Genomic DNA, 8594 nt, shown 5'->3' with positions numbered 1-8594 from the left:
CGAGGGCGGCGTTGTTGTTGCCGGCCGTGTAGTACTGCCGCTCGTGGTTGTCGACGTTGTCGCCGGTCTCCGTCAGCCACTTGCCGCCGTCGACGGCGGAGCCGGCGGCACCGTCGAAGTTGTCCTCGAAGGCCACGGCCTGCGCTGCCCGGGAACCGGTGGAGGACGCAGCCGTGTGGGGGTCGGGTGCGGCCGAGGCTCCGGCGGGCAGTGCGGTCATGACCACGGAGCAGCAGAGCAGGGAGAGCGCGGCGTACAGCGTGGTGCGGCGCTTCCTGGAGAGGCGGCGCTCCGCGCGATGGGGGGAAGGCACAGTCATCACTTCATTTCTGGTGGGGGGATGACAGTCATGCGCATGACAGACAAGCACCGAGAGATGAACACGTGACGCGCTCGTCCCGGGCGTATCTTTCAACACTTGATTTAAGGCAGTGGCCCGAGGCCCGTCAAGGATCTGGTCCAGACCGGGTGACCGAGGAGGGAAGTCTCCGCGGGGAGAAGCCGTCGCGGCGGGCGGAGGACAACTCGTGCGTATCGGCACCGAAGTCACCCTTCCCGCCGTCTTCGCCGTGGCGCCCCGCGCTTCCCGTCCGTCCGTCGCCGTGCGGCGCGCGGTCCGCGGCGGCACAGTGGAGACAGGGGCTGTGCGGGGCCCGCACGGCCCCGACCGGTCAGGCGCGCACCCGTCCGACGCATCCCGGCGGAAGGATCAGGCGTGGACAGCGAGAGCACACGGCGATTCGTGGTGCAGATCCACGACGCCCGGCGCATGCATTTCGACTTCCGTCTCGAGGTCGACGGCGTCCTGAAGTCCTGGGCCGTGCCGCGCGGTCCGTCGGACAATCCGAGCGACAAGCGGCTGGCCGTGCCGACGGACGACCATCCCCTGGAGTACAGCGAGTTCGAGGGGGTCATCCCGAGGGACGAACAGGGCAGCGGCACCGTGATCGTCTGGGACCAGGGCACCTACACCCCCACCAGCCACGACCTCGCGGGCGATCCCGTCCCGTTCGCCGAGTCCCTGGAGCACGGGCACGCCACGTTCCGGCTCGACGGGGCCAAGCTGCACGGGGAGTTCGCGCTCACCCGCTTCCACATCGACGACGAGGAGGGGGCCCGGGGGCCGGAGGCCTGGCTGCTGATCAAGGCCAACGACCGGCAGGCCGTCCACGACCGGCCGGGCACCCCCGATCCGTACCACGCGCGGTCGGCACGCACCGGCCGCACCCTGCACCAGGTCGCCGTGGCCGAGCGGGAGAGCGCCCACTGAGGGATCAGGGCACGGACGGCCCCTCGCCGGACCCGGTCAGCCGCTCCAGAACATCCGTGTAGCGGGAGCGCCGGTCCGGACGGGCCTGGCCGGCGGCGTGCCGCAGCGCGGGGACCGCGGCCGTGCCCATCAGCAGGAGCCCGTCGGCGGCCTCCTTGCGGACCGGAGGGTGTGCGTGGTCGAGCAGGGCCACCAGCGCGGGGACAGCGGGCTCCCAGCGGGCGTGGCAGAGCGTCCTGATCGCCATGCGTCTGATGTCCGGCTGCGGGTCCTCCAGCAGGGCGGCGGTGTTCAGCAGATGGGACGGCCGGTCCAGCAGGGCGCGCGAGGTCCGGTGGGCGTGCAGCCTGACCTTGGGCCTGGGGTGGTGCAGCAGCTCTCCGATGAGTTCCTCCAGGCCGGGGCCCGGGTCCTGGGACCGCCCGCCGTGCTCCTGGGTGTGCTCCTCGGTGAGGCGGGTGAGGGCCCTGCGTATCTGCTCCGGACCTCCGGTACGGGCCAGCCGCAGCAGATCCGCGCGCCCCGGGCGGCGGACCGCCCCGGCGGGAGCGGGCGGGCGCGGGACGGAGCCGGGTCCCTCGTCCAGGAGGAGCCGTCCGGCGAGGTCGTCGCGTCCCTCGGCGCGCAGGCGTTCCCGGATCCTCCTCAGCTCCGGGGAGCCCTGCAGCCGCAGGCCCGCCAGCAGGTCGAGCAGCCCCCAGGCCCCCGCTTCCAGCCGGGGAAGGAGGTGCTCCGCCAGCACATCGGCGGGCGCGGAGCGCAGGGCGTGAGCGGCGTCCGTGCGGAGGGCGGCGGGGCCGTCCTCCCACCATCCGAGCAGCAGCGGGATCAGCGGTACGAGGTCCCAGGGGCCGAGCTGCCGGGCGAGGACGACGACCCTGGCGGGCAGGACGTCCCCGGCGCGCAGCTCCGGGGGATCGACGGCGGCCAGGGCGCGGGCCGGGCGGTCGCCGGGCGGCAGGTCGACGCGTCCGCGGAGGTACGCGCCGAGGACCGCGTGTGCCGTCTCCGGCTCGGGCCGGCCCAGCAGCTGCCGGACCGCGTCGGACCGGCGGCCGGCGTCGGGCCCCTCCAGCAGGTCCAGCAGCCGGGTGCGCCACGCAGCGGAATGCGGCCGGCCCGGGTCATCGGCGTGTACGACTTCCGAAGCCCGGTCGATCGGCCCGGCAGGCGTCCACGGGGGCACACCGAGGGGCCGCAGGTCCGTCATCCGGTCGACCAGCAGGCCACGCACCCCGTCGTCACCGGCCTCCGGGTAGGCGGCCATGAGCACGGCGAGGAGCTGCCCGGAGTCCGGCGGGCCGGGGGCGTGCTGCCGGAACTCCTCCAGGGCGCGGCGGGTGCGGAGGGCCGGGAGCAGCGCGGACCGCCACGCCTCGGCCCCACGGCCGGCGGCGGACGGCTCCGGCAGCTCCGGCAGCTCCGGCAGCTCCGGCACGGCAAACACCTCACGCAGTACGGCGGTCTCGGCCTCCCGTACGTGGGCGTCGAGGCGGGCGGCGGCGAGCGCACGGTCCAGGTCCTCCCTGACCGGTACGGCGTCACAGGCCCGGAGCAGCCGCAGCGCCCCCACATGCTCCGGGGGCGACAAGGCGCGTACGGCGTCGGCGAGTTCCACGCGCTCGGGTCCGGACAGCCGGGGCGCCACGGCCCCGAGTACGGAGAGGAGCCCGGCCCGGTGTCCCCGCTCCCCCGCGAGCCCCTCGGTCAGCACCCGGGCGTACCCGGCGAAGCGGTCCAGCTCGCCAGGCGGCCACGGCGCGGGACACAGCCGTACGACGAGACCGAGGACCCGGTCCCGGGCGGCCTCCGGGACGGCCGCGGCCAGGTCCAGCCAGTGCTCCAGCATCGGCCGCAGCTCCGGCAGGCGGCGGGCCCGCAGCGCGTCCGGGCTGTCGGCGAGGCGCAGGGCGACCGGGGCGCTCCAGCCGTGGTCGGCGAGATCGGCGGCCCAGGAGTCCGCGTCCCCGGCCCGCGGGTGGGCGGAGTGCGTGATCCCGTACTCCGCGGACAGCTCCGCGAGATCGGCGGTGGCACTCCCCGTCCCGAGGCGGATCCGGCCGTCGGCCACCAGGGCGAGGAGGTCCGGCACGACCGGGGAGCCCTGGGCGGCCAGGGCGAGGACCGTACGGGAGGCCAGGGCGCCGTCGAGGCCCCGCAGCAGCAGCGCGCGTGCGCGGGGTTCCCCGGTGCGTGCGGCTGCGGCGAGGAGTGTCGCCGTCCAGGCGTCGCCCAGCACCGCGCGCAGGGCGGCGACGAGTCCTGTGCGCAGTCCCGGGTTGTCGTCGCGGCCGAGTGAGCGCAGCAGTCCGGGCACGGCGGCCTGGGTCCCCGCGCGCGCCAGGGCCGACGCGGCGGTCTTCCTGATGTTCATGGTGGGGTGGTCCAGGAGGGCCGCGACCGCCGTGCAGGCCCAGCGGGCCTCGGCACGGCCGAGGGCGAGCAGCGCCTGCCGTACGGTCCGGATGTCGTCGGTCCGGGTCAGTGCGATCAGGGTGGCCGACAGGGCCTGCGCGTCCTCGCCCGTCGCGCCCGTGGCCAGCAGCGCGATGGCCTGCTTGCGCACCTGCGGATCGCGATGGCGTACCAGCCGGTGCACACGGGGGCGGGTCCGGGCCGACGGGGCGCGCCGCAGGACTTCGAGCAGGACGGACTGCTCCCGGGCCGGCAGATCCGGCCGTTCCAGCAGGTCCAGCACGATGCCGGCCATCAGCGCGTCCCCCGCCTCCCGGGCGTCCCTGGCGCCCACCAGGCAGGACGGCCTGATCCTGCGCCGCTCGTGCAGCCGGCCGCCCAGAGCGCGTACGGCGTCCACGATCTCCTGGGGGACGACGGGCTCCTCGGCGCGGGCCGGTTCCGGGAGCGGGCCCGTGTCGACCGTCTCCCAGGATGCCGCCAGTTCGCCCACGACCCGCAGGAGCAGCCCGGTGACGGCGGGCAGGGTCGCGGCGCTGCCGTGGGCGGCGAGGGCGCACAGCGCGGCAACCGGATCGGCGGGTTCCGGTCCCGCGGTCAGCAGGGCCAGTTCCCGCTCGTCGGGAGCCCCGAGGTCGGCCGCGACGGCCGGGGGCAGGGCGGCGGGGTCGACGCGGGCGAGGAGACGGCGCCGGAGCTCGGGGTCGGTGTTGAGCTGCCACAGGAGTTCGAGCGCCCGGTGGCGCACCGGGCGGAGGAAGGGGGCGGTTCCGCTTCCGTCGGCGTCCGGTCCGAGCGCTTCGGTCAGCGCCGCGACGGTGCGCTGTCCGCCGATGGCTTCGAGCGTGTCGAGGACGGCGGCGGGAGCGTCGGGCAGCAGGGCGAGCACGGCCTCCTCGGCTTCCTCGTGGCGGAGTTCACGGATCGCTTCGAGGTACGGCCCCGGGAGGCGGGCGGACGGGAGCATGCGGGTGACCGCCGCCCCGATCGGGAGGTCTCCCGTGCCCTGCCCGGCCAGGGCGACGAGCAGGGCGAGCCGGCGTGGCCCGCCCGGGTCGTCCGCGGGTGCCTGCGAGAGCAGGTCCAGGACCGTCCGGCGGCAGGTGTAGAGGACCGTGGCGACCGTACGGGGATCGATCGAGTGGTCGGCCAGTGCCAGTGCGACGACGGCCGGGGCCTGGGACGCCTCGGGGAAGTGCCCGCGCCGGTGGAGCCCTTGCAGACAGCCGATGGCGGGTCCGGCGAGCAGCAGCGGGTCCTGGGCGGCGATGTCCAGGAGCGCGCCGATGTCGCCGCGTTCGGCCAGGTCCCCGAGGAGGTCCAGGGCCCGGCGCCGTACCTCCGGGGCCCCACCGGGGTCCGCGGCCGTGCGCATCAGCAGGGGCCCGTGCCCGTGCCGGGCGGCCGCGGTGAGCGCGAGGGCCGCCACGGGGGCGCCGTGCGCGGAGCCGAGGTACGGGGAGAAACGGGACGCGGGCAGGGGGTCCGACGCCGCCCAGGGCTCGGCCAGTTCCTCCAGCACGGCGGCCGCGGCGGACGTGTCGTCCGGGCCGGTGCCGAGCAGCCCGGCCAGCTGGTCCCTGGCGGGCCCGGGTGCCAGCAGTCCGGCGTGCAGGCCCTGCCTGATCAGCCGTACCGCCTCCGCCCGGAGGACGGGGTCACGGGCGCCCAGGACTTCGGCCACGAGCCGGTCCGGGCGGTGGGCGTCGCCGGCGTCGATGGCGCGCACCGCCCGGTGGAGCGTCTCCCCCGGCTGTTCGTGCCGCAGCGCCGAGGGGTCCGTGAGGATTTCGGCCCGCAGCCAGGCGATCCGCACCGGTGCGGGCGGCGCGGCCGCACGCCAGTCGGGCAGCGCCCCGGGCGGAAGGTGGATGCCGAGGCGCCCGTAGAGCCCGGCCAGCAGGAGCGACTCGTCCGGCGGCCCGGGAACGTCGCGCGGCAGCAGAGCCGCCAGCTCGGCCGCCTCGCCGGCCGGCAGCCGGGGCCGCGCCGCCCGCTCGGCGAGCAGGGACAGCCCCCGGTACCTCGTACGGCGGTCCGTGTGCCCGATGAGCGGCCGGAGTCCGGAGACCGGGCACAGGGCCATGAGCGTGTCACGGCCCGGCTGCCGCCGCGGAGTCCACGCGTCTGCGGGGGTCGTCGTCACCGTCGGATGTTAGGTGCGTACGGGACGTCCCGGCCAGCGAATACCGGCGCCCTCAGCGCACCGGCCGGCCCACCGGGCCGACCCGGGCGGCCAGTTGCTCGCGCAGCCGGGTCAGACGGGCGATCTCCGCGTCGAGCACGGCCAGTCTCCGCGCGGCGACCCCCTCGCTCCCGTCCCCGGAGGCGCCGCACCGTGGCGGCGGACTTTCCATCAGCAGGTCGAGGCGGTCCGCGCACCGGCTCAGGTCCTCGACGGTGAGCCCGAGGGACAGCAGCTCACGGATGAACCCGACCCGGGCGACATCGCGCGCGCTGTACTGCCGCTGTCCCGTGGCGCTGCGCGCCGGCGGGGGCAGCAGCCCTCGCTCCTCGTAGAACCGCAGCGCTCTCGGCGTCGTCCCCGCGGCCGCCGCGGCGTCACCGATCCGCATCCCCACCCCCGCTGTGCCGTCCGGGCGCTACAGCTCGACCACCACCGTGCCGAGGTGCTGCCCGTCCATCAACGCGTGCAACGCGGCAGGGGCGTTGTGTATGCCCGCGATCCGGACGTGCGGGAAGGTGATCTCGCCGGACCGCAGCCACGCACCGAACGTCCGGGTCCATTCGGCCTGGGCCTCCGGATGGTCGGCACCGGAGATCCCCCGCATCGTGATCCGCTTGACGACCAGCTGGAACGTGTCGATCTCGACCGGTGCCGTGGCGCCGCCGCCCTTGGCCGACAGCTGGCCCGCCAGCGTCCCGATCAGGACGAACCGGGCGCCGGGCCGCGCCGCCCGCACGGCGGCGCGCAGCTGCTCACCCCCGACCATGTCGACAAAGACATCGATACCCTCGGGGGCCGCCTCCGCCAGCCGGTCCGAGAAGGAGTGCTCCGGGTCCCTCAGCACGACGGCGTCGTATCCGAGGCCGTCCGTCATCCGCTCGGCCTTGGCGGGCGAGCCGGTGCTCCCGATGACGCGCCCGGCCCCGAGCAACCCGGCGATCCGGCCCGCCACGGAGCCGATCCCTCCCGCCCCGCCCGACACGAACACGGTCTCCCCCGGCCGGAGTCCGCCGACCCTGGTGAGCGCCGTGTACGCCAGGGAGCCCTGGGAGAGATGGGCCGCGGGGTCGGGGAGCGCGCCGTCGTCGAGCGGGACGCACTGTTCGGCGGGCACCACCGCGTACTCCCGCCAGCCGAGGAAGTGCGAGACCAGCGAGCCCACGGGCGGCCCCGCGGTGCCCGGCCGCGCCACGACCTCGCCGACGGCCGGACCGAACAGGGTGTCACCGGGGCCCAGACCGGGGAAGGGCGCGCCCTCCGCCCCGCCGGTGACGAGGATGCGCAGGGCGGGGAAGACCTGGAAGTACGTGTTCCGTACGAGCACCTCCCCCTCCCCCGGCACCGGAAGCGGCTGTTCCACGACGCGGAAGTGCTCGGGACGCGGCAGGCCCTCGGGCACGGCGGCGAGCCGTACCTCGCGGGAGAGACGGGGCAGGGTCGGTGCGGTCATCGGCGGACTCCTCGTCTGCGTGCTCCGGGCCCGGGTGGCCGGAGCACGCAGACGCTAAGCCCTCACCCGTGCGTCAGGGTCAAGGGCCGGAGCGGCTCAGGGGCTCTTGGTGGAGGCCAGGTGGGCGAAGACCACCACGTTGTCCTCGTAGTCCTTCTTCTTCTTGTCGTACACGCCGCCGCAGGTGATCAGCCGCAGCTGGGCGGAACCGGTGTCGGCGTACACCCGGTCGTTCGGGAAATCGGCCTTGCTGAAGGTCTCGACCGAGTCGACCTCGAACGTGGCGACCACACCGTCCTCACGGGTGATGTCGACCGTGTTGCCCGCCTTGAGCGTGCTGAGCAGCAGGAACACGGCGGGGCCGGTCTTGGTGTCGACGTGCCCGGCCACCACCGAGGTGCCGCGCTCGCCGGGGGTGGCGCCGTTCTTGAACCAGCCCGCGAGGTTCGGGTCGTTCGCGGGCGGCGCGTCGAGCTGTCCGGAGGAGCCGATCGACAGGGGTGTGAAGGGCGCGTCGACCGCGATCGACTTGATCGAGATCCGCTTGGGGTAGGACGGGGGCAGTCCGGGCGGAGCCTTGGTGGCCGATGCCGATGCCGAGGGGGCGGGTGAGGCGGACGCCGACGCGGCGGGGAGGGAGACCGTGGAGGGGGCCGGGGGCACCCCGGCGGACGCGTCGAAGGAGTTGTAGACGAGGAGGAAGCCCAGCACCACCGCCGCGACGGGCCACAGCAGGGAACGGCCGAGGGCAGGGGAGGCGGGGTCTGTTTCGGACGACGGCTGCGGGGCGGCCATGCGCATGCTGCCTTTCGCGTACGGGAGGGACGGGCTTGCGGTACGGGCGGGCCCGCCGTCCAGGAGGTACGGGCCGGCTGTACGGGGAAATCGGCGCGGCCACCGCCCCGGAGAGGGCGGCGGCCACGACAGGATTCATCCAGCGGTACGGGTCGCCCGTCAGGCGGCCGCGGCACCCGAGGCGTTGCGGCGGCGCAGCTTGTACGCGGCGGCACCCAGGCCACCGAGCATCAGCACCGAACCGGCGGCCAGGCCGCTGCCGGAGAGCGCCATCGCTCCACCGCCGGTGTGGACGCCGCCCTCGGGCTTCTCGTGCTTCCAGGTCTTCTCGCTGTCGCCGGAACCGTAGCCGGAGTCGGAGTCGGAGCCGGACTCCTTGTCCTTCTGCCAGTCGTCGGAGGACACGGCGGCCAGCGCGCCGCCACCGGTGTGGACGCCGCCCTCGGGCTTCTCGTGCTTCCACGAGTCCGGCTTCT

The 8594-nt window shown here is 75.1% G+C and carries 5 protein-coding genes and 2 pseudogenes; 1 reads left to right on the top strand and 6 read right to left on the bottom strand.

Annotated features, from left to right (window positions below):
- Positions 1 to 319 (bottom strand): annotated as a pseudogene (locus JKV81_RS07995) (glycoside hydrolase family 16 protein); the annotation flags it as partial.
- 375 nt (positions 320 to 694) lie between these two features.
- Between JKV81_RS07995 and JKV81_RS07990 the strand changes: the two are divergent.
- Positions 695 to 1270, top strand: coding sequence for a DNA polymerase ligase N-terminal domain-containing protein (locus JKV81_RS07990; protein ID WP_129260854.1), 576 nt, complete (start codon positions 695 to 697; stop codon positions 1268 to 1270).
- Between the two features lie 4 nt (positions 1271 to 1274).
- On the opposite strand, the gene JKV81_RS36655 is transcribed toward JKV81_RS07990, so the two are convergent.
- From JKV81_RS36655 to JKV81_RS07965, 5 genes and pseudogenes are all read right to left on the bottom strand, one after another.
- Entirely contained in the window at positions 1275 to 5831 is a 4557-nt protein-coding gene (locus tag JKV81_RS36655) for a HEAT repeat domain-containing protein (RefSeq protein WP_202075262.1), read from the bottom strand.
- Between the two features lie 52 nt (positions 5832 to 5883).
- Positions 5884 to 6261, bottom strand: a complete 378-nt coding sequence (locus JKV81_RS07980) for a MerR family transcriptional regulator (RefSeq protein ID WP_124278444.1) — start codon at positions 6259 to 6261, stop codon at positions 5884 to 5886.
- A gap of 27 nt (positions 6262 to 6288) precedes the next feature.
- Positions 6289 to 7323 carry an MDR family NADP-dependent oxidoreductase gene (locus tag JKV81_RS07975; protein ID WP_202075261.1) on the bottom strand — a complete coding sequence of 345 codons (1035 nt, stop codon included), beginning with the start codon at positions 7321 to 7323 and terminating at the stop codon, positions 6289 to 6291.
- A 96-nt stretch (positions 7324 to 7419) separates the two neighbouring features.
- On the bottom strand, positions 7420 to 8118 hold the full coding sequence (locus JKV81_RS07970) for a class F sortase (protein WP_129260858.1): 699 nt from the start codon (positions 8116 to 8118) through the stop codon (positions 7420 to 7422).
- A 159-nt stretch (positions 8119 to 8277) separates the two neighbouring features.
- Positions 8278 to 8594: pseudogene (locus tag JKV81_RS07965) on the bottom strand (hypothetical protein); the annotation flags it as partial.

The sequence above is a fragment of the Streptomyces silvae genome, from assembly GCF_016745505.1.
Classification (GTDB): domain Bacteria; phylum Actinomycetota; class Actinomycetes; order Streptomycetales; family Streptomycetaceae; genus Streptomyces; species Streptomyces silvae.
Note: the sequence above shows the minus strand (reverse complement) of the source record. Positions and strands in the feature narration are given on the sequence as shown.

What these genes read in the sequence shown, in the direction of transcription:
- JKV81_RS07980 (WP_124278444.1), bottom strand. Translation starts at nt 6,261, where the DNA reads ATGCGGATCGGTGACGCCGCGGCGGCCGCGGGGACGACGCCGAGAGCG.
- JKV81_RS07970 (WP_129260858.1), bottom strand. Translation starts at nt 8,118, where the DNA reads ATGGCCGCCCCGCAGCCGTCGTCCGAAACAGACCCCGCCTCCCCTGCC.
- JKV81_RS07975 (WP_202075261.1), bottom strand. Translation starts at nt 7,323, where the DNA reads ATGACCGCACCGACCCTGCCCCGTCTCTCCCGCGAGGTACGGCTCGCC.